Here is a 25,273-nt window from a genome sequence, read left to right on the forward strand (position 1 = left end):
TCGCCAGGGCGCTCCGGTTCGCAATACCCAAAACACCGCATTGATAAAGCGACGGTTATCCTGGGCAATCCCTCCCCACTGTCCTCGTTGTCCTGGCAAATGGGGTTCCGGCAACGACCACACCTGATCGCTTATATCGTGTCTGTGATAGGAAGCATCCATCTTTTCCTCTCCTGTCTTTTTTGATGTTTCCATTCTATCACAATTCCTCTACCTTGTGTAGACACTATCTAGGGGAGGTTGAAAACTTTTTCGTCCGCTTCCCCTATTGGGACACCATTATGCACACGGTAAACGGTATTGTTTGTGCAGCACTAAGCCTGTCATTAGTCGTACTTCTCAATAAGCAGGACAAAATACTTTTTCGTCTGTCCCCGGTATTCCTTATGGTTGTGGCAGTTTCCTTTTCTATGCTGATTGGGGTACTATGGGAATTTTTTGAATTTGGCGTTGACCGTATTATGAAAAAGGATATGCAGAAAGACACATGGGTAAGCGAAATTTCTACGGTTTCTCTTGATACAGGTTCTGACAGCAGAGTTACCACCATATCCCAGATTGAAAAGGTGACGATCAATGACAGTGAGGTTGTACTGGATGGGTATTTGGATATCGGGTTATACGATACAATGGAAGATTTATTTGTAACATTTGTCGGGGCAGTCTCTTTTAATCTTTTTGCGGCCATATACAGCAAAAAGCATAGCAGGCTGTGATTTGTGTCCAGCTTTTTCAGATAACGCCACCGTTCTTTATCCTTGTAGAAATCTGCGTACTGTTCCCGCATGACTTCAAGCAGGCAGCCCTGTACGGGGATAAACAGCTTGTCCATATAGCTTTGGTCGGTTTGCCTACGGCGGCAGAAATCCTTATAAGACAGTTCCACATAGCCGCTACTTTCTTTGATATATACTTTTTGGGGTTCGGATTTCACCGTATTTTCCTCCAATCTGAATTTTTGAAAATGTAAAAATCCAGATTGGAAAGGCGGCGAACGACAGCCAACAGCAGAAACAACCCTGCGGCACATTCCGATAAAAAACGACAAAAGAAAAACCGCAAAAGCTGTTACCACATAAGGAGATAATTTAAAAACATTATTGGAATACAGCTTATGGGCGATAGCAAGGGCAAAAGCCAGCGTAAAAAGTAGGAATGCTTTTCACACTGGCTTTCTCTATATGAAGATTTAATTATATATTCGTAAAATGTAATTTTCTTTGCTGCAATGCAGAAAAGTAATGCAAAGTTCAAAATAGTATTTATTGGTTAATGATGTGATTATTAAAGCACTCAACAACTAACCAAAAAATAAAATTATGGAAGGTTAGAACTGTGGAAAAACCATTATTTGAGCAGATGGGCGGGACATATACAAGGACTGGCGATTATCATTTACCTGCGCTTGACTTACCTGCCGAAAAAGAAAGGCATATCGGCGTATGGGGTCAGAGACATGCAAGGTATTTGAAGCTAAACAATAAGGTTTTGAATATGAACCTTCTTACAAGCGGCAGGCTGAATGAATATCTTGCAAGTGTAGACGCACTGGCAGAGGATATGCTTTTTCGGCTGGTAGCGGAATATGCCGACAGGCAGGGCGTGACAGAACAGTTGAAATCCGAAAATCAACTCTTATGGATTCAAAAGACGAATAACATTTTGGCGTGTGTAAGGGAAGTTGTTGAAAATGATATAATTTATTCATAGGTGAATGACAGCGTTTCCGTAATAAGTGACAATGCCATTCAAACTTAAGCAACGATAGTTTGTGAATTGAAAAATCCCATGTTTTTGTGTATAATAGGAAAAAAGCCAAATTGAGAAATAGGGATTTATTTTTTCTTTTGTTGGTAAGTCAGTTCTTTGTATATCTTTATTTAATTGCATTGGATTTTCCAACGTAGGTAAATCCGGCGTAGGTTCTGTATGCGGCTGCTCATAGATTACATAATCGGCTCCCCGCAAGCGTCCTTTCTCGTCGCGCTCCCGTGAACGGACGATATACCCGGCGCGTTCCAGCTCCTTTATGGCTTCCCGGATAGCGTCTATCTTTTCCCGGTTGATCTGTGACAGCCCCGCAAGGGTGTAGTCCCAATCTTCGGGCAGGGAAAGCATTTGCGACAAAAGCCCCTTTGCCTTTAATGTCAGTTCCTTGTTGCGTAAATGGTGGTTGCTCATAACGGTATAGCCCTTGTTGCGCTCCACTCGGAAAACTGCCATAGCTTCATCACTCCTTTTTGTGGTCTTGTTACGCAATAGGGGCTTGTTTTGACGGGTTTAAATTAAAACCGTACCGCTTGCATATGCAAGTGACAGAACGTACCAACGCGACGTGATGCGTGGCTGATATCATAGGGCCATGCTCGCATATGAAAATAAAAATTCCCCGGCTTCGCCAGGGGATTTTTATTCATCCGCTTTATTCCATTACACGTCCCAGCGGTAGCCCAGGCCCCACACTGTTACAATATGCTTAGGGCTGGAAGGCTCGTCTTCTACCTTCATGCGCAGGCGGCGGATGTTCACATCCACAATCTTTTCCTCCCCCACATAGCTTGGCCCCCACACGTGCCGGAGGATATCCCCCCGGTTCAGGGCTGTGCCGGAGTTTGAGAAAAAGTATTCCATAATCTGAAATTCCACCTGAGTAAGCTCAATGGGCACGCCGTTTTTCATGAAGGAACGGTTGCGCAGGTTCAGGGAGAACTCCCCGGAATGCAGCTCGTCCCGCAGGGCGCCCTCCCGGTTTTCCGCCGCCAAGGCTACCCTGCGGTATACCGCGTCCACCCGGGCCACCAGCTCGGAAGGGGAAAAAGGCTTTGTCACATAGTCATCCGCCCCCATCATCAGGCCGCTTACCTTGTCCATCTCCTGAGTTTTGGCGCTTAAAAGGATAATGCCAATAGAGCTGTTGCGGCGGCGCAGTTCCTTGCACACTGCCAGGCCGTCATGCTCCCCGGGCATCATAATGTCCAGCACCGCAATATCGAAAGCGCCGTTTTCCTGATCATAAAGGGCTAGGGCCTGATCCCCGTTTTCCGCCTCATAGGCCCGGTAGCCTGCCCGCTCCAGGTTTATCACCACAAATTCCCGAATGTTCTGCTCATCCTCAGCCACCAGGATTTTTTTCATGCCGCAGTCCTCCCCATGATTTATCTCTTTCCGGCATTACACCGTTATCATCTGAAAGCTTTCTTTCACCTGATCAATGCACCGCAGGAGGAATTCATCCTTTGTCAGCACCTGAATGCCATAAACGGAATCATTTTGGGAGCAGAGCATCTCATAGCCGCTTCCCTCCCCCCTGCTCTCCCAGGCAGACTGGCTGAACACCCGGATGGTGAACAAGGCTGTGCCCAGAAGCGGGGTGCCGTCCTGCGCCCCAATAAGCTGGGTGTAGGTGACCGTGCGCCGGACCGGATCGTTAGAGGCGGAAAGCTCCCGCCTGAACCGGTACGGCACCTGGAACCAGTAGTTTTCCCGCACATTCATCATGGCATACAGGACGGTGCGCCTGTGGCCCCCCTCCCGGAAGGCGTCCCACTCCACCAGATAACTGGTGGTGTCCGGCACCGCGTCCTCCGGCAGGCCGGGCAGGCGGGTGACGGCAGGCATCTCCAGCATGCCGTCTCCGTTAATGTCCCGGGAGGTGAAAGCCGCCGCAGAAGGCCGTGCGTAAGGGTTCAGGTAATTCTCTGTGTTCACCCCTGCCGGGTAATTGCGCAGCCTGTCCTCTTCCATCACAAATATCTGGGTGGTCATGCTGCCGTCCGCCGTGGCCCCGTCTACCACTACCCCCTGCTGCTCCTCTGTAAGCTGCCCGAAAATCATAGAGGAATAGGAGGCAATGGCATTGTCTGCCGGGGCCGAAGCCATCTCCTCCGGCTTTCCCTGGTTAAAGGCATACACCCTGGCCCGGGCAGGGGAGGCTTCCGCCCCCTCCTCCGGGGCGGGCAGGTATTTGTCAATGGTAAACACCTCGCTTGCCCCGTCCCCGTCAAAATCCGTCAGGGTCATCTCGCCATACCGCCCCAAGGTGTATTCCCGCATCTCTCCGTCCTCAAAGAGGTATGCGTTTACAGTGGCGGTGCGGCCCGTATCGCCGGCAGTGCTGCCCCAGCCGATAAGCACGCTTTTCCCGCCGCCTTTCAGGCTGCCAAAGCACACCCTGTCCACCTGGGTCGCGTTGTTGGTAAAGGCAGAAACAGCCGCCCATTCCCCGCCGCTCTTTGTCAGGAACTGCACCTCCACCCCGTTTGTGCCGTTATCCTCCAGCAGGTGGAAGCCAATGGCATCCTCCACCCCGTCCCCGGTAAAATCCTCCATAATGATGGCGGATCGGTACTGCCCGCTGCGGGGGTAAATAAACGTCACATCCTGCTGGGCACCCTGGAGCACCTTGTAAATGCTCTGCTGATCCGCGTTCACCTTGGGGGGCGACATCAGGTTCTGGGTGGAGAACCCCGCAAACGAGCATCCGGAAAACCCCAGGCACAGCACCGCCGCCCCCAGGACGCTTTTTATCCAGCCCTTCATGGAACTCCCCCTTTCCGTCCAGGTTTTTATAAGGCTTCCCCCAGGCAGGAGGAAACAAAATGAGAATCAAGCTTTTTGGTATTGTGCCATCAACCGCCCACGTGAAAACGGCAAACTGGTTGCGACAATTGAAATCGTGTATAGTAACCTATTGTAGGTTATTATACCATACTCTGTCCCACCATGGCAAGGGGGTGTGTGCGGAAGGAAAAGCCAGGGGAATTTGACAAACTTTGCCCCTGGTGGTATCATGTTCCCCGTTGGGAATCCGGGTGCGCACAGCCTAGGGCTTGTTTGAAAATAGAGGGAATGACGAATTTTTGGTCAGAAGTGGTCAGGTTCCAGGAAAAAACCGCAAGTCAACCTGCCGGTTGACGAGGATTTTTGACACAGAAGATGCCCGCTTATGGGCAAAAAGACGGCGTTTTCGATTTTTCAAACAAGCCCTAACAAAGGAACGGGGTGGGAATCCCCGGCGAGCACGTCGCCGTGATGGCGGAGCGCCCTCCTGCTAAATGCTTTCAGGCATTTGCCCACTGGCTTTTTGCTGGGAAGGGAAAGGGGGGCGCGTTTGACGCCTAAGCCGAAAGACTTGCCCGGATGGCCGCACAGCAGCCGCGAGCGCCGGTGTGCTGTGCATGTCCTGCCCGCAGGACTGCCGCCCCTCACTATATTTTACTATTTGAGAGGGATGAAACACAGACACCCTCTCAAAAGAAAGAGGGTATTTTTTATGAACAGACGCACGTACACAAAGAAGGGCCTTGCCCTGGCGCTGGGCCTGCTGCTGGTGCTGGGACTTTTCTCCGGCTGCGGGGAAAAGCCTGATGCTGGGGATGGTGAAAGCGGCCCTGTGAAGAACATCACCCTGCAGGTGGTGCACCGGGACGAAAGCGTGAAGGATTTCCAGCTTGCCACAGACAAGGAAACCCTGCGGCAGGCTCTGGAAGAGGAGGGCCTGATTGCCGGAGAGGAAAGCGAGTTCGGCATGTTTGTGAAAACTGTGGACGGCGAGACAGCAGACGATTCCAAGCAGGAATGGTGGTGCCTGACAAAGGGCGGGGAAACCTGGACAAGCGGGGTGGATTCCACGGAAATTGCTGACGGGGACGCCTTTGAGTTCACCCTCACCACAGGCTACTAAGGCAAAGCCCCCTGCATGAAAAAGATTTTTGCGCTTTGCCTGATGGCAATTATGGGCGTGGTGCTGGCAGCCTCCAAGGAAGCGCTGGCCTTCCTGCCCAATTTCGAGCTGGTGACTTTGCTGCTCATCCTGTTCACCCTGTGCTTCGGGCGGTATGTCATAGGGGCGCTGGGGGTGTTCCTGCTGCTGGAAGGGCTGCTGTATGGCTTTGGCCTGTGGTGGGCCATGTACCTGTACGTCTGGCCCCTGCTGGCAGGCCTTGCTTGGCTGTTCCGCTGGATGGACAGGGCATGGCAGTGGGCGCTTTTTGCAGGGGGATACGGGCTGTGCTTTGGCTCCCTGTGCGCCCTTGCCTACCTTCCCTTGGGCGGCGCTTCCATGGCCCTTGCCTGGGCCATAGCCGGCCTGCCTTTTGATTTCATCCACGCCGGGGCGAATTTCCTTCTGGCCCTGGTGCTGTACCGCCCCCTGCGCACAGCCTTGGACAGGCTGCCCAGCATCACATAAAGCCCTTTTTACAGCATACCCCAGCAGCCATGGGCTTATTTGAAAAATCGGAAATACCGCCTTTATGCCCAATGTGAGAGGATTTCTGTGTCAGAAACCCTCTCAGGCGAAAATCCGGCACTTCCTCTATTTTCAAACAAGCCCTATACGCAAAATAAAAAACCACAAAAAGGATGCTTCCGTTTTCCCCAGCCGCTTTACTTTTTCCCACAAATGAGGTATACTATTAGTGCCTGACATTAAGACACACATCTGCGTGAAAGGCACGGACAGCGAAAGCTTTTAGAAAACGCACAGCTTCCCTGTGGGTTTTTATGCCGTGCCTTGCAAAGGCGCGGCTTTTTTGTCCTCTTTTGGGGAAAGGATGGAGACATATGGAAACGCGGGTTGCAGTTATGAGCATGATTGTGGAAAACAGCGACACAGTGGAAACCCTCAACGGGCTGCTCCACGAATATGGTCAGTATATTATCGGCAGGATGGGCATTCCTTACCGGGCGCGGGGCATCAACATCATCAGCATTGCCATCGACGCGCCCCAGGACACCATCTCTGCCCTGGCAGGGCGCATTGGCGCCCTGCCGGGAGTCAGCGTAAAAACAGCTTTTTCAAACCAGAAGGGAGGCACAGCATGACAGCAGATTTATCTTCTTTGGCAAACCGCCTTGTAAAAGGCCAAGGGCTTTCTATAGAAGAATACGCCTTTTTCATAGAAAACCGCACCCCGGAACTTGCACAGGAGCTTGCCCGGCAGGCGGTGGAGGTGCGGCAGGGGATATACGGCAAGGATGTGTACGTGCGGGGGCTGATTGAAATCAGCAACATCTGCAAAAACGACTGCCTCTACTGCGGCATCCGGGCCTCCAATAAAAACTGCCAGCGGTACCGCCTTACCCCGGAGGAAATCCTGGAATGCGCGGCTGAGGGCCGCCGCCTGGGCTTTCGCACCTTTGTGCTCCAGGGGGGTGAGGACGCCTACTATACTGATGCGCTGCTGTGCGCCCTTATCAGGGAGCTGAAGGAGAAATATCCAGACTGCGCCATCACCCTCTCCCTGGGAGAGCGCAGCTATGAAAGCTATAAAGCTTTAAAGGAGGCCGGGGCCGACCGGTATCTTCTGCGCCACGAGACAGCGGACAAGGCCCATTATGCATCTCTGCACCCGGCGGGGATGTCCTTTGAAAACCGCATGGAGTGCCTGAAAAGCCTGCGGGAGCTGGGATACCAGGTGGGCTGCGGGTTCATGGTGGGTTCCCCGGGACAGACGGCCCGGACCCTGGCAAAGGATCTTAAGTTTATTGAAGAGTTCAAGCCTGACATGTGCGGCATCGGGCCCTTTGTGCCCCACGCGGACACGGTTTTTGCAAAGGAGCCTGCCGGAACGGTGGAGCTTACCTGCTTCCTGCTTTCCATCATCCGGCTGCTGCACCCGCCGGTGCTGCTGCCCGCCACCACAGCCCTGGGCACCATCCACCCCGAAGGCCGGGAAATGGGCATCCTTTCCGGGGCAAACGTGGTAATGCCCAACCTCTCTCCTGTGTCTGTGCGGAAAAAATACGCCCTGTATGATAATAAAATCTGCACCGGGGAGGAATCTGCCCAGTGCAAGGACTGCCTCAGCGCCCGGATGCGCTCCATTGGCTATGAAATTGTGACGGACAGGGGTGACGTAAAGAAGGATGGCCGCCATGGAAGAGTATAACCACAGCGTATACCGGGGCCTTATTATAAAGGGCTGCTTAAAGGAAGCCATGGCTTATTGCGGCAGGTTTCCCCAGCACCAGGAGCTGCTGGAAAAATATGAAGCCCGGTTTCAGCAGGAGAAGTATCTTTCCTATGCGGTTTGCCCTAAGCTGAATCAGCTTCTCCTTGCATATCAGAAATACTGCCGGGATGTTTTCTATCTGGAACAGGCGCCGGAAAAAGCCGCCGCTGCCCTGCGGCAAAGGCTCGCGAGTCTGCTGGGCCTGGACAAAAGCCTTTCTATGGAAGATTTGGAGGAAAAAGAAGCCGCCAAAGCCTTTGCGGCAGAGGGGTTCCACTTTTTAGGCGGCAAAACCAGCGGCTATTACGGGCCATACATCTGGAAAACAGAGGAGCTAAAGCGTTACGCTGTCCAACTCCCGGAAGGGGAGCAGGAATACCCTGTAAAGTTTTTGGATGGGTTTGTTTTTCAGGGCTGGATGGATTATATTTCCTTTGGCATTGTGCGCACTGGGGGATGGTCTAATGGAGATGGGCTTATCCACTGCGTGAAGCCCGCGTACAATTTGGAATCGGAAAGCTTCCAGGTTTCCCTGCTGAAACACGAGGCCCAGCACGCAGCGGATTTGGCAAGATATCCGGACATGAGCAATGAAGATTTGGAATACCGGGCCAAGCTGGTGGAGCTGGTTTATTCTAAGGAAAGGGATCTGCTCACCTCCTTTGCACAGCAAGCCGGCGACAGGAACAAGGCAAACGGCCACGCCAGGGCGGCGGCCCGCATTGCCGCAGGCATGGAACGGCTTCTGGGCCGAAAGCGGGAGTGTTTCCCCGCCCTGCCTCACGAGGAAGTGATGGCGGCAGCCGGAACGCTTTTTGCAGAAAGCTGTTGGGAAATGGCGGAGAAATATGGATAGGAGGATGCCATATGACCCTGAGAGAAAAGGCGGAACACATCCTGCAAGCCTCCGGGCTGCTGGAGCATCTGAAAGCATACGGCACGCCCCACATCATTGGCAGCCTGCGCATGGATATGATGGCCTGGAACGATATTGACATCGACATTGAAAACGACGGCATGGATTTAGAAAAGCTGTACCGCCTGACAGGGTTTGTGATGGACGCCTTCCATCCCGTCTGGTATGAGGCCAGGGAGGAAACGGACGGCGGGGCGAAAACCGTGTGGTTCCAGGGCTTTGAGGCCATGATAGACGGGGAAAAGTGGAACTTTGACCTGTGGTTTTTCGACCGGGAAAGCATTGAAAAGGCCGAGACCCTCTGCGACGACATAGCCGCCCGGGCCACGCCTGCCCAGCGGGAGAGCATCACAGAGATGAAGCGCGGGCTGCTTGCCCGGGGCTTGTACTCTTTTGAAAAATTCCGCTCCATGGATGTGTACCGGGCGGTGCTGGAAGAAAACATTCAAACTATAGAAGGGTTCCTTGAACGGTATGCGCCGGGCAAGGGGACAATATAAACCTGAAACCATCAAAATTCTGAGGCTAAGGCGGCGCTTTCCTAAGCGCCTGCGCTGCCCCAAAGAAAAGGAGAAATGCAAAATGGCAAAGTACGATCCGAAATCTTTAAAGGCTGAGGAGTTCATTAACGACGGGGAAATCCGGGAGACTTTGGCTTATGCTGAAGAGAACAAGGACAACGCGGCGCTTATTGACCAGATTCTGGAAAAGGCCCGCCCCCGAAAAACCGAAACAGGCTATGTCTGCGCCGGGCTTACCCACCGGGAGGCCTCTGTCCTGCTGGCCTGCGAAATCCCGGAAAAAATTGAGAAGATGTACGAAATTGCCGAGGAAATCAAGCTGGCCTTTTACGGCAACCGCATCGTCATTTTCGCCCCGCTGTACCTTTCCAACTACTGCGTCAACGGCTGTGTTTACTGCCCCTACCACCTGAAAAACAAACACATCCCCCGGAAAAAGCTGACCCAGGAGGAGGTAAAGGCAGAGGTTATCGCCCTGCAGGACATGGGCCACAAGCGCTTGGCCATTGAAGCCGGGGAAGATCCCAAGAACAACCCCATTGAGTATATTTTAGACTGCATTAAGACCATCTACAGCGTCCACCACAAAAACGGCGACATCCGCCGGGTGAACGTAAACATTGCCGCCACCACAGTGGAGAACTACCGGAAGCTGAAGGAGGCGGGCATCGGCACATACATCCTGTTCCAGGAAACCTACCACAAGGAAAGCTACCTGGAGCTGCACCCCACCGGCCCCAAGCACGACTATGACTACCACACCGAGGCCATGGACAGGGCCATGGAGGGGGGCATTGACGATGTGGGCCTGGGCGTGCTGTTCGGCCTGGAAATGTATAAATACGAGTTTGCAGGGCTTATTATGCACGCCGAGCACCTGGAGGCCGTTCATGGCGTTGGGCCTCACACCATCAGCGTGCCCCGGCTAAAGCGGGCTGACGACATCGACCCCGATCAGTTCGACAACGGCATTGACGACGAAATTTTCGCCAAAATTACCGCCTGCATCCGCCTGGCTGTGCCCTACACCGGCATGATTATCTCCACCCGGGAGACAGAGGAAGTGCGCAGCAAGCTTTTGCGGCTGGGCATCTCCCAGGTAAGCGGCGGCTCCCGCACCTCTGTAGGCGGCTATACGGAGGAAGAACGCCCCCACGACACAGAGCAGTTTGACGTATCCGACCAGCGCACCCTGGACGAGGTGGTGTGCTGGCTGATGGAAAACGGGCACATCCCCTCCTTCTGCACCGCCTGCTACCGGGAGGGCCGCACTGGCGACCGCTTTATGAGCCTGTGCAAATCCGGCCAGATTTTGAACTGCTGCCACCCCAACGCCCTCATGACCCTGTCGGAATATCTGGAGGACTATGCCTCGGAGAAAACCAGGGAAGTGGGCTATAAGATGGTGGAAGAGGAGTTAAAGCGCATCCCCAAGGACAAGGTACGTGAGATTGCGGAGCAGAATATAAAGGACATTAAGAATTCCAACCGCCGGGACTTTAGGTTCTGATTGACACCGGGTGGCGGGCATGGTATCCTGATAAAAACACTTATTGGGAGGGAAAACGTATGGGGAAAAAATTTTTATCCTTGTGCTTGTGCGCCTGCCTACTGGTCTTAGGGGGATGCACAAAGACAGAGCTTTCCGCGCCGCCACCCAGCAGCGCCCCGGCTTCTTCACAAGTATCGGAGGCCGCGCCGGAGGAGGAAGCGGTCACCCTGACGCCGGAGGAAATTGAGAAGGCCAACGAAGCCTTTGCGCCTGTCCGGTATGGGGATAACACTCGGTACGCTTCGGAGATTAGCTGCTTTTTTACCAGCGAATACACCGACGTGCGGGACTTGGATTTTGAAGAGTTCCTGCGGTATTGCCCTGCACAGACCATGCTGGGGTGCCACGAAGCAGGGGAATACGATGACGTAATGGCAGCGGCAAAGGAAGGAGAGTATCCCGGGCTGGAGGGATATGAGGACATACTGGGCATGGGGATGGGAAGCCCTCCCGCGACCGCAGACTTTATTATCCCTGTCCACCGTTTTAAAAAGGAGGAGATATCGGCGCTGCTGAAAAAATATGCCGGTATCACGGTGGACGACCTGAAGGATACCAGCAAAGTCATCTATTTGGAAAAATATGATTCCTTCTACAATTTCACCGGCGATTTCGCCCCCGGCACCTTCCAGTGCGAAAAGGGCTGGAAAGAAGGGGATATGTACCGCTTTGTTTCGGAGGAGTACGGGAAAGAACTGGTCATAGAAAAGGCGGGGGAAGATTATTTTATCCGTTCTTTCACGGCCATAAAAGGAGAAAAATCATGAGAAAATGCCTGCGCTGCAACACCGAGATGGAAGAAGGCTATGTCCTGCTGGACGGAGGCCACGGCTATCAGGTAAAGTTGGGGAAACAGGGACGCTTTTTCGCGAAGGAAGTCTCCAGGCTGCAAGCAGCCGTGTGCCCCCGGTGCGGCTATACGGAGCTGTATACAGAAAACCTGGACCAGGAAAAGGAGTGAGCGAACATGAGCCTGAACGCAACAGTTTCCGCCGAGCGGCCCCATATCGGCTTTTTTGGGCTGCGCAATGCGGGAAAATCAAGCCTGGTGAACACGGTGACGGGCCAGGCCCTTTCGGTGGTGTCGGAGGTAAAGGGCACCACCACTGACCCGGTGAAAAAAGCCATGGAGCTTTTGCCCTTAGGCCCGGTGGTCATCATCGACACCCCCGGTCTGGACGACGAAGGGGAACTGGGGGCCATGCGGGTGGAGAAAGCCCGGCAGGTGCTGGCCCAGACCGACATCGCCGTGCTGGTGGCGGACAGCGCCCGGACGCTTACAGCTCCGGAAAACGAGCTGGTAAGCCTGTTCGAGGAAAAGAAGCTGCCCTACATCATCGCCCTGAACAAGGCCGACCTGCTCCCGGTGCGCAGGCCCCTCCCGGAAAAAGGGCTTTATGTCAGCGCCCTCACTGGGGAGGGCGTGGGGGAACTGAAGGAAAAGCTGGGCGCGCTGTTAAAGACAGAGAAAAATGAAAAGCGCATTGTGGCGGACTTGCTTTCCCCCGGCGATCTTGTGGTGCTGGTAATGCCCATAGACGAGGCCGCCCCCAAGGGCCGGCTGATTCTCCCCCAGCAGCAGACCATGCGGGATATTCTGGACGCCCGCTGTGCCTTTGCGGCCTGCCAGCCGGAGGAATTGAAGGGGCTGCTTGCCGGCCTTGGAAAAAAGCCCCGGCTCATTATCACAGATTCCCAGGCCTTCGGGCGGGTGGCAAAGGACACCCCGGAGGATGTGCAGCTCACTTCCTTTTCCATCCTCTTTGCCCGCTATAAAGGGGACTTGGAAACCCTGGTGCAGGGGGCGGCAAAGCTGAAATCCCTCCAGGACGGCCACAAGGTGCTCATCTCTGAGGGCTGTACCCACCACCGCCAGTGCGGGGATATCGGCACTGTGAAGCTGCCGGGATGGATACGGGAATTTTCCGGGGCAGAGCCGGAATTCCACTTCACCTCCGGCGGGGAGTTCCCGGAGGACTTACACCAATATGCCCTGATTGTCCATTGCGGCGGCTGTATGCTCAACGAAAAGGAAATGCAACACCGCCTGGCCTGCGCCCAACAGGCCGGCGTACCTATGGTAAACTATGGAGTGGCTATCGCCCAGATCCATGGCATCCTTAAACGGAGCCTTGCCCCTTTCCCTGCCCTGCAGGCTTTGGTGTAAGGATCGGCCAGCGTAAAAAACGAAAGGGGGCGCAGGTATGGAGCCTTGCCCGGTATATAAAAAATGCGGGGGCTGCCAGCTTCAAAATCTCTCCTATGAGCGGCAGCTCCAATGGAAGCAGGCCCGCTGCCAAAAGCTGCTGGGATCCTTTGGGAAGGTGCGCCCCATCATAGGGATGGAGCACCCCTGGCACTACCGCAACAAGGTGCAGGCCGCCTTTGCCTGGGACAAGCGGCGGGGCAGGGCCATTTCCGGGGTGTACCAGTCCAGCACCCACCGGGTGGTGCCAGTGGATTCCTGCCAGATTGAAGACGAGAAGGCAGATGAAATCATCTGCACTCTCCGGGAGATGCTGAAAGGCTTTAAGCTGACCCCTTACGACGAGGACACAAGCCGGGGATTCCTGCGCCATGTGCTGGTAAAAAGGGGCTTTGGTACCGGGGAAATTATGGTGGTGCTGGTAACCGGCACGCCTGTCTTTCCGGCAAAAAAGCATTTCCTGGCAGAGCTGCTGAAAAGGCACCCGGAAATCACCACTGTGATACAGAACATAAACGACATGCGTACCTCCCTGGTGCTGGGCAGGCAGGAAAAAGTGCTGTATGGCCCGGGCTTTATTGTGGATGAGCTGTGCGGCTGCCGGTTCCGCATTTCCGCCAAGTCCTTTTACCAAATAAACCCCCTGCAAACCCAGACGCTCTACCAGCAGGCCATTGAGTTTGCCGGACTTACCGGGAAGGAAAAGGTGCTGGACACTTACTGCGGCATTGGCACCATCGGGATGATTGCAGCCAAAAACGGCGCAGGCCAGGTGCTGGGGGTGGAGGTGAACCGGGACGCAGTCCGGGACGCTATTGGCAACGCCAAGGAAAACCAAGTGAAAAACATCTATTTCACCTGCGCTGACGCCGGGGATTTCATGGAGGAAATGGCTTCCCAGAAAGAGCCTTGCGATGTAGTTTTTATGGATCCGCCCCGGGCCGGGGCCAGCGCAGCTTTCCTGAAGGCCCTGCGCACCCTAGCCCCCCGGCGGGTGGTGTACATCTCCTGCAACCCCGAAACTCTGGCCCGAGACCTAAAGCTTCTGCAAAAGGATTACCGCGTCCAGGCCATCCAGCCAGTAGATATGTTCCCTCATACGCAGCACGTCGAGTGCGTAGTCTTGATGTCAAAAGTACAGAACTGAATACCGAAAAAGGCTTGAAAATAAGGCATTTCCGTGCAAATGGCATATTGTTTTGATGGCTGTGAAACGGAAGATTTAACACTCGGCTTATGGCGAAAATGATAGGTTGAGTTGACAGGTTGAAAATAGGCAAAGTCGAGTGGACAAGATGATTTTGCCTATTGTTGAGTTGATAGAATGGTTAATTGCACGGCAAGGAGGAATAGAGTTGATTAATTTAGGAAAACTGAAAGAAATAAAAGATTTGCGAAAGGTATGGCCGCATGAGGCATTAGACTTCACTCCTTGGCTTGCGGAAGAGGATAATCTTACCCTGTTGGCAGATGCTGTTGGATTAGAGATAACCGTTGATGAGACGGAGTCCAGTGTTGGTGACTTCAATGTGGATATCTACGCAACTGAAACCGGAACGGACAGAAAAATCATCATCGAGAATCAGCTTGAGGATACGAACCATGACCACCTGGGCAAGCTGATTACATATGCATCCGGGAAATCTGCTGATATCGTAATTTGGGTTGTAAAGAGAGCAAGAGAAGAACATCGCTCTGCAATTGAGTGGCTCAATAATCACACCGATGAGAATATTGCTTTCTTCCTTGTAGAAATCAAACTCTACCAAATCGGCAGTTCTGACATTGCCGTTAAATTTGAAGTGGTAGAAAAGCCAAATGACTGGACAAAGGAAATCAAGCGTAACACCAGCAATTCCCCTACGCTGCAAGCGAGATATGATTATTGGGTTGCCTTCAATGATTATGCATTCCAAAACCATGCATTTGCAAAGCAGTTCAATAAGAGAAAGGCAAGCACAGACCATTGGATGACTATGAGCGTAGGCTCCTCTGCTTGTCATATCAGCATCAATCAGATTCGCAAGGATAACCAGATTGTTGTAGAGTGGTATATTTCCGATGATAAAGAACTGTTCCATAAGTTTCATTCCCATAAGACGGAAATTGAAACGGATATGGATATGAAACTTGACTGGAGAGAATTGCCGGACAAGAAAGCCAGCAGAATCCTTATATCCCATCCGGCAGATTTTGATAATAAGGATAAGTGGTCTGAACAGTTCGATTGGGCGATGGACGTTGCCTTGAAGATGAAAAACGCCTTCAAGAAATACTTATAAACAAGTGAATACTGAGACAGTTTGAAAGTATAACATTCCGAGGGTTAGAGGTATTCTTCTGGCTCTCGGCTTTTTTATTATGGTGTCTTTGTTTAAAACATCACCAAACATCAAGAAACATCACATAATATATTGAAAACAAGTAAAAACGGTGATATAATATAAAAAGGAGTTTTCTAACCATCAACATTTGACGAGGTGAAAATAGTGAATGAAATGATGAATGACAAATGGATAGGCATTGAAGAGGCCGCAGAATATTTAGGAGTTAAGCCTATTACAGTTAGAGACTGGATTAAAAAGGACACAGGAATTCCTGCCCATAAAATCGGAAAGAAGTGGAAATTTAAATCCTCTGAATTAGATGCATGGGTAAAAAGCGGAAAGAGTGCTATCGAATGATAGCGTATGTTTTAAAGAATAACTTATTAGAATGGAGATAAAAGAGGGCTATGGCTGTGAAAAAATCCGAATTGTATTCAATGCTCTGGGAGGCTTGTAATAAGCTTAGGGGCGGTGTGGAGCCGTCACGCTATAAAGATTATGTGTTGGTTTTGCTGTTTTTTAAATATGTGTCTGACAGATACAAGGGTCAGCCGTTTGCTGAGTTCACAATCAGCAAGGGTGCATCCTTTGAAGATTTGATTGCTGCAAAAGGCAAGAGTGATGTAGGCGAGCGTGTGGATAAGATTATCCAGAAGTTCCTTGAGGACAACCGTCTACAGGGTTCTCTGCCGGATGTTAGCTTTAATAACCCAGAAGAACTCGGATCTGGAAAAGAACTTGTTGATAAAGTTTCCGGCTTGATTGCCGTATTCCAGAATCCTGCGATTGACTTTAAAAATAACCGTGCAAGCGGCGATGATATTATCGGTGATGCCTATGAGTATTTCATGATGAAATTCGCACAGGAATCCGGTAAGAGTAAGGGACAGTTCTATACACCGAGTGAGGTGTCCCGTATTATTGCTCGTTTGATTGGCATCGGCAATATTAAGGAGATGCCGACAAAAAAATGGACATTATATGACCCTGCGGCAGGCAGTGGCAGCCTTCTTATTAGGTCTGCTGATGAGGCACCTGTGGACGAAAACGGTGATTCCATTGTAACTATCTTCGGACAGGAAAAGTATCCTGATACCGCCGGTTTGGCAAAGATGAACTTCATCTTGCACAACAAGGGTACTGGCGAAATCAAGAGTGGCAACACGCTGTCCACTCCTCAGTATTTGGATGAGTTTAATGAATTGAAGAAATTTGACTTCATCGTAATGAATCCGCCGTTTTCGGATAAATCTTGGACGGACGGAATTAAGCCGAGTGAGGATAAATATAAGAGATTTGATGGGTACAGCATTCCACCTGAAAAGAATGGCGACTATGCCTGGTTCTTACACGTTTTGAAATCTTTGGACACCAAGGGTAAGGCAGGTATTGTTATGCCTCACGGCGTTCTGTTCAGAGGCAATGCCGAGGAAACTATCCGTATTGAAATCTTGAAGAAAAGATATATCAAGGGCGTTGTAAGTCTGCCACCGAACTTGTTTTACGGTACAGGCATTCCTGCTTGCATTATCATCATTGACAAGGAAGATGCAGAAACAAGAGAAGGTATTTTTCTGATTGATGCCAGCCGTGGCTTTAAGAAGGATGGCAGCAAGAACAGGCTTCGTGAACAGGATATTGAGAAAATTGTTCAGACCTTCATCAATCAAGACATTATTCCGGGATACTCTCGTTTTGTGAAATACAGTGATGTGTTGAATGAAAACGGAGGTAATCTGAACATTCCGAGATACATCCCGAAAATTGATGATACGCTTCCGCAGAATATTGCTGCTCACTTGAAAGGTGGTATTCCGGGAACAGACATTGATTCGCTTAAGAAACTGTGGTCTATCGCACCTGATCTTAAGAAGGAAATTTTCACTTGTATTGATGAGGTGCATAACATTTATACACTCGCCCTCGCATCCGGTGAGATTGAAGGTGTTATCAGCCAGGACGAGAGCATCCTTGCCGAAAAGAAACGTGAAACAGAAGAGATTTTTGAACAGTGGAAGGCGGAAGTAAAGGACATCCTCCTTGGCATTGATGCGGACACCAATCCGAAGGAACTTATTCGCACGATTGCGACAATGCTTCGTGAGGCATATGAACAGGCAAGACTGCTTGACAATTACGATGTTTATGATTGCCTGCTGAATTACTGGAACGCAAAGCTACAGGATGATGTATATGCTATCAAGGCAGGCGGTTATGAGGTTGCAAGGGAAATTGATTACGAATATGCGAAGAAAAAGCAGAAGGATGAAAGTGGAGAAACTGTGGAAGTTGATGATACTTCCAAGGTAAAATCCTTTGAAGGCGCTTTGATTCCGAAAGAAATCATGGAGGCTGTTTACTTTGCGGATGAACTTGCTGAATTGACAGCGTTGATGGAACAGTCCACTGCTCTTGAGGCCGAACTGGATGAAATGCGTGAAGAAGAGTCCGGAGATGACGGCCTTTTGAAAGATGTGCTGAACGAAAAGGGCGATGGTATTCCAAAGGCCAATCTGAACAAGCGCATCAAGGAACTGGATGCCAAAAAGACATCAGCCGTTATGGATGCTATGATGCAGCTCGTGACTCTGTTTGACAATGGCAATACTTCGGAGATGGAGACTCTTGTTCGAGAAGTGCCGGAATTGGGTGAGTTTGATATCCGAAACAAGAACGGAACCTTTGGTAAGGCAAAACTGAAAGCTGCATTGAAGGTGGCTGCAGAGTCCGCTGCTGTGCCGGAAATCTACGCAGACGAATATGCGGCGTTGACACTTTACGCACAGAAGTATGCCGAGATGGATGCCGTGGACAAGGCATATAAAGCAGCCCGTAAAGCACTTGATGAAAAACTGGTGACAAAATATGCGGAACTGACCGATGAAGAAATCAAGCATCTTCTCTTTGATATGAAGTGGATGGCAAAACTGTCGGCGGATGTATGCGATGAAATTGAGCAGGTTCTGAATACACTTTCTTCCAAGGTGCTGTTGATTGCAAAGCGATATGAACACACCCTTGGTGAGATTGAGGATAGAACTGCGAAATCAAGAGCAGCAGTAGTATCGGCTCTGGAAAGGATGGGATACAAATGGTAACTTATCCTGCCGAATGGAACGAGAAAACATTTATTGAATTTATGAAAATTAAGAGAGGTGCATCTCCTCGTCCTATTGAAAGTTATTTAACCTCAAGTACAGATGGTGTTAACTGGATAAAAATCGGTGATGCCCCGAGATACGGAAAATACATTATATCAACGGTTGAAAGAATTACACCAAAAGGGGCATTACATTCAGTTCGTGTCTATCCCGGTGATTTTATTCTTTCAAATTCGATGAGTTTTGGACGACCTTATATTTTGAACATAGATGGATGTATACATGACGGTTGGCTTCGCTTATACGATTTTCAATCAGAAGCAACAGATGAGTTTCTATATTATCTTCTGTCATCCTCATATGTACAACGTCAATATGAGTCGTTTGCAGCAGGAAGCGGTGTTCAAAACCTAAATAAGGAAGTCGTGAAAAAAGTTAATGTGGTGCTTCCATCTATTCCCGAACAGGAAGAAATTGCTCGTACCCTGTCGCTGTTTGACACCTATATTGATGACCTTGCTGAACTAATCGAGAAAAAGAAAAGCATTCGTGATGGTGCGCTGGAAGATTTAATCACCAAAAAGACACGCTTGGATGGTTATGCTGGTGATTGGACACCTGTGACTTTCAACCAGGTAATTACCCCAAAGGCAAGAATTGGATGGCAGGGCTTGAAAAAACACGAGTATTTGAGAAGTGGCTACAGTTATTTGATTGGAGGTACAGATTTCAGTAATGGAACTGTGAGCCTGGACAACATTTCGTATGTTACCAAGGAACGCTATGATATGGATACCAATATACAGGTTTCTGAGAATGATGTTCTGGTAACCAAGGATGGCACTATTGGCAAGGTAGCTATTGTTCCTGAACTTAACAAACCTGCCACACTGAACAGTGGCGTGTTTGTATTCAGGACGAATTCTCGCCTTGTACCTGCCTTTCTGTTTCGTGTATTACAATCCTCTGTTTTCAGAGAGTTTATTGACACGCTGTCGGCAGGTTCTACAATTAAACACCTGTATCAAAAGGACTTGAAAAAATTTGAGTTTGAGATACCTGTTGACACAAAGGAACAAGAAGCTATTTCTGCAGTATTGACAGCAATGGATGAAGAAATACGAGATCTGGAAACAGAGCGAGAAAAAATGATTCAAATCAGAGAGGGCGCAATGAATGACCTGCTGACAGGTCGCGTCCGTTTGACTAAGTAAGGAGGCGCAAGATGGCAACTGTAGATGCGGAGAAAAAATTACAAAAAAGAGTCCTGCATTGGTTGGTGGATGACCTCGGTTATACTTATCTTGGAAACCTTGAAGATATCGACAACACACCTGTCAAGGAAGATTTGCTGAAAGCCAATCTGAAAAAGCGTGGGTACAGTGATGACCAGATCAAAACTGCTATCAGTGAACTCTTGAGCAAAGTGAATAATCAGGTCGATACGCTCTATCAAATTAACCGAGGCGTATATTCCCTGCTCCGTTATGGACGACAGGGAGCGAAGGATGAGCGTGGCCGCCGCCAGACAGTACACTATATAAATTGGGACGATATTGACAGCAATGATTTCTATGTTGCGGAAGAAGTGTCTGTTCTGCGCTTTGATAAGGTAACGAGAAAACGTCCCGATGTTGTACTGTATATTAACGGTATCGCACTTGGCATATTTGAATTGAAGAGTTCTTATGTCAGTGCCGGGAAAGGCATCCGTCAGATGCTGCAGAATCAGAAGCGTGAAAACATACTGAATTTCTTCAGTACGGCACAGTTTCTGTTTGCAGGCAATGAAGCAGAAGGTCTTTTCTATGGTACAACCGATACGCCTGAGAAGTATTATCTGAAATGGAAAGAGGACAAAAAAGCAACAGATGAATTATCTGCTGCCGTGAAACTGTTACAGGTCAAGGAAGTTAACCGTTTGAGAGATGGTGTAATTTCTCTTTGCCACAAGGAACGCTTCTTGTCTCTTATCCATGATTTCGTGATATATGATGCGGGCATCAAGAAGGTTACAAGACACAATCAGTATTTTGCTAACATTGCTGCCCGTAAGCGAATCCAAGATAAAGAAGGCGGTATCATCTGGAACACCCAAGGTTCCGGTAAATCGCTGATTATGGTTTGGCTTACCAAGTGGATTATTGAAAACGTCACAGACAGCCGAGTTGTTATTATTACGGACCGTGATGAACTGGATGACCAAATTGAAAGCCTTTTCATTGATGTGGATGAAAAAGTTCGTAGAGCCAAAAGCTGTGCTGACCTGCGTTCCATTTTGGATAAGAATGAGGACGCCATCGTGTGTTCGTTGATTCACAAGTATGGACATAATGCGGGAAATCAGTCTGATATTGACCAGTACAGAAAAGAATTGCTGAAGGACCTCCCGAAGGATTTCTGTGCAAAAGGCAATATCGTGGCATTCATCGATGAGTGTCACCGTACCAATTCCGGCAAATTGCATGAGGCTGTAAAAGTGCTGATGCCTAACGCCGTTCTGATTGGTTTTACGGGTACTCCTCTTTTGAAAACGGACAAGCAGACGAGCCTGGAAACATTCGGTACATACATCCATACTTATAAATTCGATGAAGGCGTAGAGGACGGAGTGGTTCTTGACCTTCGTTATGAAGCGAGGGATGTAGATCAGGATTTGTCCAGCCAGGATAAAGTCGATTTGTGGTTTGAAAACAAAACACACGGATTGACTGAACGTGCAAAACTCCAATTAAAGCAGAGTTGGACTTCTATCAATAAACTGTATAGTTCCAAGCAGCGTCTGGAGAAAATTGCATCCGATATCGTTTTTGATATGAGCCTTAAGCCGAGACTTAAGGAAGACCGTGGCACAGCTATGCTTGTGGCAAACAGTATTTATGAGGCTTGCCGCTATTGGGAAATCTTCATGAGCATGGGATTTACTAAGTGTGCTGTTGTTACTTCTTATGAACCTACCACACAGAGTGTCAGAACGGCCACGACTGACCCTAATCAAGCAAGCGAAGACGAGTATAAAAAAGCAATCTATGAGCGTATGCTCGGCGGAAAGAAAATTGCTGAGTTTGAAAAGGATGCCAAGGAACGCTTCAAACACGAGCCGGCGCAGATGAAACTGCTTATTGTGGTTGATAAACTGCTGACTGGCTTTGACGCTCCGAGTGCAACCTATCTTTATATTGATAAATCCATGCGTGACCATGACTTGTTCCAGGCTATCTGCCGTGTTAACAGACCAGATGGCGAGGACAAGGATTATGGATATATCGTGGATTATATGGACTTATTCCGTAATGTGCAGCTTGCGGTTGCAGATTACACAACCGAGGCCTTCGATGGCTACGATAAAGAAGATGTCGAAGGACTCATTAAAAATCGCTATGATGAAGCAAAATCTGAGTTGGAAGGAACACTCACTTCTCTTGAAGCGTTGATTGAGAATGTTCCTATGCCACAGGCAGATACCGACTACATTGAATATTTTTGCGGTGATGACAGCGAAAGTGATGAGAAAACCGCAAGAAGAGACACACTGTATGCGTTGACGGCGGCTCTTTCTCGTTCCTTTGCCAATTGCTGCGACAGATTGGTTGCTGATTATGGTTATACCGAAGAGGATGTAAATCACCTGCGTGGTGAAATATCCGGCTATAACAAAATCAAGGAAATGATTAAGTTGGCAAGTTGCGATTATATTGACCTCAAGCCATATGAGGCTGATATGCGCTATATTTTGGATACCTACATCCGTGCCGAAGACACAAAAGTGGTGAGTGAACTCGGAAATATGTCTCTTGTTGAACTTCTCTTACAAGGGAAAACGACAACTCCGGCGGATCTGGTTAAAGACCTGCCTGGTGACAATGAGGCAAAAGCTGAGACAATCGACAACAACTTGCAGCATGAAATTGTTAAGAAGATGAGTTCCAATAGTGTGTACTATGGAAAGTTGTCTGAGATGCTGAAGAAAATCATCATGCAGCGAAAGATTGAAGCTATGAGTTATGAAGAATATCTCAGACAGGTTGTTGAACTGGCGGAAGCCATTCTCCATCCGGAAACCAGTGGTAGCTATCCTAATGAGATTAAGGATAGCGCCGCAAGACGTGCGTTGTATGACTATTTTGAGCAGAATGTTGAATTGACGATTGATGTTGATGGAGCAATCCGAGTATCGATTCAACCGGAATGGAAGAGAAATTTTCAAAAACAGCAGCGTATAAGACTTGCTATTTATAAAAAATTATTGCTTCATAGCTATAGCGAAGACAAGGCGACTGAAGAAACCAATAATGTCTTCGATATTGCACAAAGGCAGGAAGAATACGATGCGTAAAGAAGAAATGGAAATCGGTGGGTTGACCGTTGAAATTATAAGAAAGAGCAATCTAAAAAATCTGTATGTTAGAGTCAACCCGCCGGAAGGCAATGTGACCGTTAGTTCTCCCCTGGAACTGAAGGATGAAGATATAAAATTATTTGTCCTGAAGAAATTACCGGAGATTACTAAGGTTCGTGACAGAATGTTGGCGCAGGAGCGTCAGAGTAAAAGAGAATATGTATCCGGCGAATCCCATTACTTGTGGGGTAAACCATACCGTTTGCAGGTCATCTATGAGGACAAGCAACAGAAAATTGTAAAAACGCCAACCAAAATAGTAATGACTGTGCCGGAAGGTACATCAACGGACGCAAAAGAGAAATTATTTATTGAGTGGTATAGACAGGAATTGAGCCGTGTCCTGGATACCGTTGTAGCAAGTTGCGAAAAGAAAATGGAAGTATATGCGAGTGAAGTTCGTATTAAGAATATGAGAACTCGCTGGGGCACGTGTAACATTGACAAGCGCAGGATTTGGATTAATTTGCAGCTTGCAAAGAAACCTGTGGAGTGTCTTGAATATGTGGTTGTTCACGAATTAGTGCATTTGTTAGAGAAAAACCACACGCATAGATTCCACGCTTTAGTAGAGCAGTATTATCCGACATGGCGTGAAGCAAAAAAATTGTTGGCTACTATGCCTCTTGATTACATGGAAAAAGGAGAATCCGATATTGATGACGAAGAAGCTGACATCGAGCGATATCTATGATATCAATAAAAAAACAGGAGCCTTAATTCTTGGCAAGAATCGCCTGGATGATTATGCAACTAAATATCTGACTAAGCATTGCAAAGAGGCTCTTCTGGCTCCGATGTCACTTCCCGTTGAGAAGATTCTCGCAGAAGCACAACTTACAGTCAAAGAAGTATCACTTTCGAGAAATCTCGATATATTTGGATGTTGCTTGCTTTTAGATGGAGAGGTTGATGTATATGATGCCGATAATGGCACATCTCAGTCCGTTCACTTTCCTGCGGGGACAATATTGATTGACCCTGCCTCTGAGGCGGTTTACGGCGAGGGCGCAAAACGAAATACTCTTATACACGAGGCACTACATTGGGAAAAGGATAAGATGTATTTTGAAATTTTGGCATTGAAAAATGCTGCCGCATCAGAAAAACTGTATCCAATTATGTGCCGACAGTCCGAAACATTCTTTGAGCCTCCGGAAGGGAAAAAGACAAAAGAAAATGAGGTAAAGTGGTTGGAGTGGCAGGCACATAGATTGGCTCCAAGAGTGTTGATGCCTTTTGAAATGTTCAAACAGAAGGCACAGGAGTTAATAGCCAGTTATAACGACCCACAAAACGATATATTTCCATCCTGCGATATCCTTATTGAGGATTTGAGTACATTTTTTATTGTATCTCGTGTTTCGGTCAAGTACCGTTTGATTGAGGTTGGTTTGCTTGATATACTCCGAAATTTTGATGATTTTGATGCAGTATTTGCGGAAATAACAGGAAGCAAGGAACTGGTGGCATTAACACCGCTTGAAGCCTATCAACTTCTATCCGCAGACTCATCATTAAGAGAGTGGGTAGATGGAGGCCGTTTCGTATATGCAGATGGCTATTTTGTTCTTGCTGAGAAGCAGTATGTTCTAATAAAAGAAGGCGAACTCCATTTAACAGCAAAAGCAAAGAAAAAGCTGGTTCAATGTGCTATTAATATCCGCGAGTATAAGTACACTGAATACCGAAATGTGTCGAAGGACTTGATTGGTTTTTCTGTTCTGCATCGTGTGGAAGGGATAGACCAACGAATATTAACATTTCATCCGAAATATCAGGCCAATTTCGCATACGAACCCGACGAGGCTTATGATGCGTTTCATGAGTATATTTCTGTTTATGATGAAGCTGAAGAAATAGAACTGATGAAAAAATTAGGCGACCCGACGAGTACGCTATGCCAATGTCTGTGGTATTTGATGGAAAACAGAAAATGGAATTACCCGGAAGTGTTCAATGATAGAACAGGATTGCATAAAAATTATCACGGAAAGATAAAAAACGATAAATACAACAATATGGGTACAGATGTCCTTATGGCTATATGTGTTGGCATGAAATTAAGTCTTCGCATTACAGAAAAGATTTTTGAAAAGTCGAAGAATAAGCTGGACTATTACCATGACCCAGATAAAACCTATATTCGCATTATGGAGAATATGCCTGGTATTTCCGTACAGGATTTCAATAGCATCTGTAAAAGAGCAGGTGTTGATGAATTAGGAAGCACCATAAAAGATAATGAATAAATTTTGATAACTCACTGAGTTGGTTTTGGACCCCGAAAGGGGTC

General features: G+C 48.7%; 23 protein-coding genes, 2 pseudogenes and 1 riboswitch. Of the genes and pseudogenes, 20 read left to right on the forward strand and 5 right to left on the reverse strand.

What is annotated here, in order from left to right:
* Positions 1 to 162, reverse strand: a 162-nt coding sequence (locus D1841_RS11740) for a transposase (RefSeq protein WP_161880024.1), incomplete at its 3' end; no start/stop codon positions are given.
* 119 nt (positions 163 to 281) lie between these two features.
* On the opposite strand from D1841_RS11740, the gene D1841_RS11745 reads away from it, so the two are divergent.
* Positions 282 to 716 (forward strand): hypothetical protein, encoded by a 435-nt coding sequence (locus tag D1841_RS11745; protein ID WP_166554264.1) that lies wholly within the window; start codon positions 282 to 284, stop codon positions 714 to 716.
* Here the strand turns inward: D1841_RS11745 and D1841_RS11750 are convergent.
* Positions 704 to 934, reverse strand: a pseudogene (locus D1841_RS11750) (sigma-70 family RNA polymerase sigma factor); the annotation flags it as partial. The gene D1841_RS11745 and the pseudogene D1841_RS11750 overlap by 13 nt on opposite strands.
* Positions 935 to 1,359: 425 nt before the next feature.
* On the opposite strand from D1841_RS11750, the gene D1841_RS11755 reads away from it, so the two are divergent.
* Positions 1,360 to 1,710: a TnpV protein gene (locus D1841_RS11755; protein ID WP_201751296.1), complete on the forward strand. Its 351-nt coding sequence runs from the start codon at positions 1,360 to 1,362 to the stop codon at positions 1,708 to 1,710.
* A 123-nt stretch (positions 1,711 to 1,833) separates the two neighbouring features.
* On the opposite strand, the pseudogene D1841_RS11760 reads toward D1841_RS11755, so the two are convergent.
* The 3 genes and pseudogenes from D1841_RS11760 to D1841_RS11770 all read right to left on the reverse strand — a co-directional run.
* Positions 1,834 to 2,223: pseudogene (locus D1841_RS11760) on the reverse strand (helix-turn-helix domain-containing protein); the annotation flags it as partial.
* Positions 2,224 to 2,430: 207 nt separating this feature from the next.
* Positions 2,431 to 3,135, reverse strand: a complete 705-nt coding sequence (locus D1841_RS11765; RefSeq protein ID WP_160643197.1) for a response regulator transcription factor — start codon at positions 3,133 to 3,135, stop codon at positions 2,431 to 2,433.
* Between the two features lie 36 nt (positions 3,136 to 3,171).
* A complete protein-coding gene (locus D1841_RS11770; RefSeq protein WP_160643198.1) occupies positions 3,172 to 4,539 on the reverse strand; it encodes a hypothetical protein in 1,368 nt (455 codons plus the stop codon).
* A 411-nt stretch (positions 4,540 to 4,950) separates the two neighbouring features.
* Positions 4,951 to 5,154: riboswitch (cobalamin riboswitch) on the forward strand.
* Positions 5,155 to 5,272: 118 nt separating this feature from the next.
* Between D1841_RS11770 and D1841_RS11775 the strand changes: the two genes are divergently transcribed.
* The 18 genes from D1841_RS11775 (at position 5,273) to D1841_RS11860 (ending at position 25,229) form a co-directional block, all read left to right on the forward strand.
* Positions 5,273 to 5,683, forward strand: a complete 411-nt coding sequence (locus tag D1841_RS11775) for a DUF4430 domain-containing protein (protein WP_160643199.1) — start codon at positions 5,273 to 5,275, stop codon at positions 5,681 to 5,683.
* Between the two features lie 15 nt (positions 5,684 to 5,698).
* Positions 5,699 to 6,190 carry a hypothetical protein gene (locus D1841_RS11780; protein ID WP_237076313.1) on the forward strand — a complete coding sequence of 164 codons (492 nt, stop codon included), beginning with the start codon at positions 5,699 to 5,701 and terminating at the stop codon, positions 6,188 to 6,190.
* A gap of 374 nt (positions 6,191 to 6,564) precedes the next feature.
* Positions 6,565 to 6,825, forward strand: a complete 261-nt coding sequence (locus tag D1841_RS11785) for a TM1266 family iron-only hydrogenase system putative regulator (RefSeq protein ID WP_160643200.1) — start codon at positions 6,565 to 6,567, stop codon at positions 6,823 to 6,825.
* Positions 6,822 to 7,892, forward strand: a complete 1,071-nt coding sequence (gene hydE, locus D1841_RS11790; protein WP_160643201.1) for a [FeFe] hydrogenase H-cluster radical SAM maturase HydE — start codon at positions 6,822 to 6,824, stop codon at positions 7,890 to 7,892. The genes D1841_RS11785 and hydE overlap by 4 nt, the downstream gene beginning before the upstream one ends.
* The gene (locus D1841_RS11795; RefSeq protein WP_160643202.1) at positions 7,879 to 8,811 is read left to right on the forward strand and encodes a hypothetical protein; all 933 of its coding nucleotides are present in this window, start codon (positions 7,879 to 7,881) and stop codon (positions 8,809 to 8,811) included. The genes hydE and D1841_RS11795 overlap by 14 nt, the downstream gene beginning before the upstream one ends.
* An 11-nt stretch (positions 8,812 to 8,822) precedes the next feature.
* Entirely contained in the window at positions 8,823 to 9,371 is a 549-nt protein-coding gene (locus D1841_RS11800) for a hypothetical protein (protein WP_160643203.1), read from the forward strand.
* A gap of 82 nt (positions 9,372 to 9,453) precedes the next feature.
* A complete protein-coding gene (gene hydG / locus D1841_RS11805) occupies positions 9,454 to 10,902 on the forward strand; it encodes a [FeFe] hydrogenase H-cluster radical SAM maturase HydG (RefSeq protein ID WP_160643204.1) in 1,449 nt (482 codons plus the stop codon).
* Between the two features lie 59 nt (positions 10,903 to 10,961).
* Positions 10,962 to 11,711, forward strand: a complete 750-nt coding sequence (locus D1841_RS11810) for a hypothetical protein (protein ID WP_160643205.1) — start codon at positions 10,962 to 10,964, stop codon at positions 11,709 to 11,711.
* Positions 11,708 to 11,905 carry a PF20097 family protein gene (locus D1841_RS11815; RefSeq protein WP_160643206.1) on the forward strand — a complete coding sequence of 66 codons (198 nt, stop codon included), beginning with the start codon at positions 11,708 to 11,710 and terminating at the stop codon, positions 11,903 to 11,905. Before D1841_RS11810 ends, D1841_RS11815 begins: the two co-directional genes overlap by 4 nt.
* Positions 11,906 to 11,911: 6 nt before the next feature.
* Positions 11,912 to 13,111 (forward strand): [FeFe] hydrogenase H-cluster maturation GTPase HydF, encoded by a 1,200-nt coding sequence (hydF, locus tag D1841_RS11820; protein WP_160643207.1) that lies wholly within the window; start codon positions 11,912 to 11,914, stop codon positions 13,109 to 13,111.
* 37 nt (positions 13,112 to 13,148) lie between these two features.
* Positions 13,149 to 14,297, forward strand: coding sequence for a 23S rRNA (uracil(1939)-C(5))-methyltransferase RlmD (gene rlmD / locus D1841_RS11825; protein WP_160643208.1), 1,149 nt, complete (start codon positions 13,149 to 13,151; stop codon positions 14,295 to 14,297).
* Between the two features lie 148 nt (positions 14,298 to 14,445).
* A complete protein-coding gene (locus D1841_RS11830; protein ID WP_237076314.1) occupies positions 14,446 to 15,432 on the forward strand; it encodes a DUF4268 domain-containing protein in 987 nt (328 codons plus the stop codon).
* Between the two features lie 216 nt (positions 15,433 to 15,648).
* Entirely contained in the window at positions 15,649 to 15,834 is a 186-nt protein-coding gene (locus D1841_RS11835; RefSeq protein ID WP_201751298.1) for a helix-turn-helix domain-containing protein, read from the forward strand.
* A 50-nt stretch (positions 15,835 to 15,884) separates the two neighbouring features.
* Positions 15,885 to 18,575: a class I SAM-dependent DNA methyltransferase gene (locus D1841_RS11840; protein WP_160643209.1), complete on the forward strand. Its 2,691-nt coding sequence runs from the start codon at positions 15,885 to 15,887 to the stop codon at positions 18,573 to 18,575.
* On the forward strand, positions 18,569 to 19,792 hold the full coding sequence (locus D1841_RS11845) for a restriction endonuclease subunit S (RefSeq protein WP_160643210.1): 1,224 nt from the start codon (positions 18,569 to 18,571) through the stop codon (positions 19,790 to 19,792). Before D1841_RS11840 ends, D1841_RS11845 begins: the two co-directional genes overlap by 7 nt.
* 11 nt (positions 19,793 to 19,803) lie before the next feature.
* Positions 19,804 to 22,914 (forward strand): type I restriction endonuclease subunit R, encoded by a 3,111-nt coding sequence (locus tag D1841_RS11850; RefSeq protein WP_160643221.1) that lies wholly within the window; start codon positions 19,804 to 19,806, stop codon positions 22,912 to 22,914.
* Positions 22,907 to 23,671 carry a M48 family metallopeptidase gene (locus tag D1841_RS11855; protein ID WP_160643222.1) on the forward strand — a complete coding sequence of 255 codons (765 nt, stop codon included), beginning with the start codon at positions 22,907 to 22,909 and terminating at the stop codon, positions 23,669 to 23,671. The genes D1841_RS11850 and D1841_RS11855 overlap by 8 nt, the downstream gene beginning before the upstream one ends.
* Entirely contained in the window at positions 23,637 to 25,229 is a 1,593-nt protein-coding gene (locus D1841_RS11860) for a hypothetical protein (RefSeq protein WP_160643242.1), read from the forward strand. The genes D1841_RS11855 and D1841_RS11860 overlap by 35 nt, the downstream gene beginning before the upstream one ends.
* Positions 25,230 to 25,273: the final 44 nt, after the last annotated feature.

This window comes from Neglectibacter sp. X4 (assembly GCF_009917365.1).
Taxonomy (GTDB): Bacteria; Bacillota; Clostridia; order Oscillospirales; family Acutalibacteraceae; genus Acutalibacter.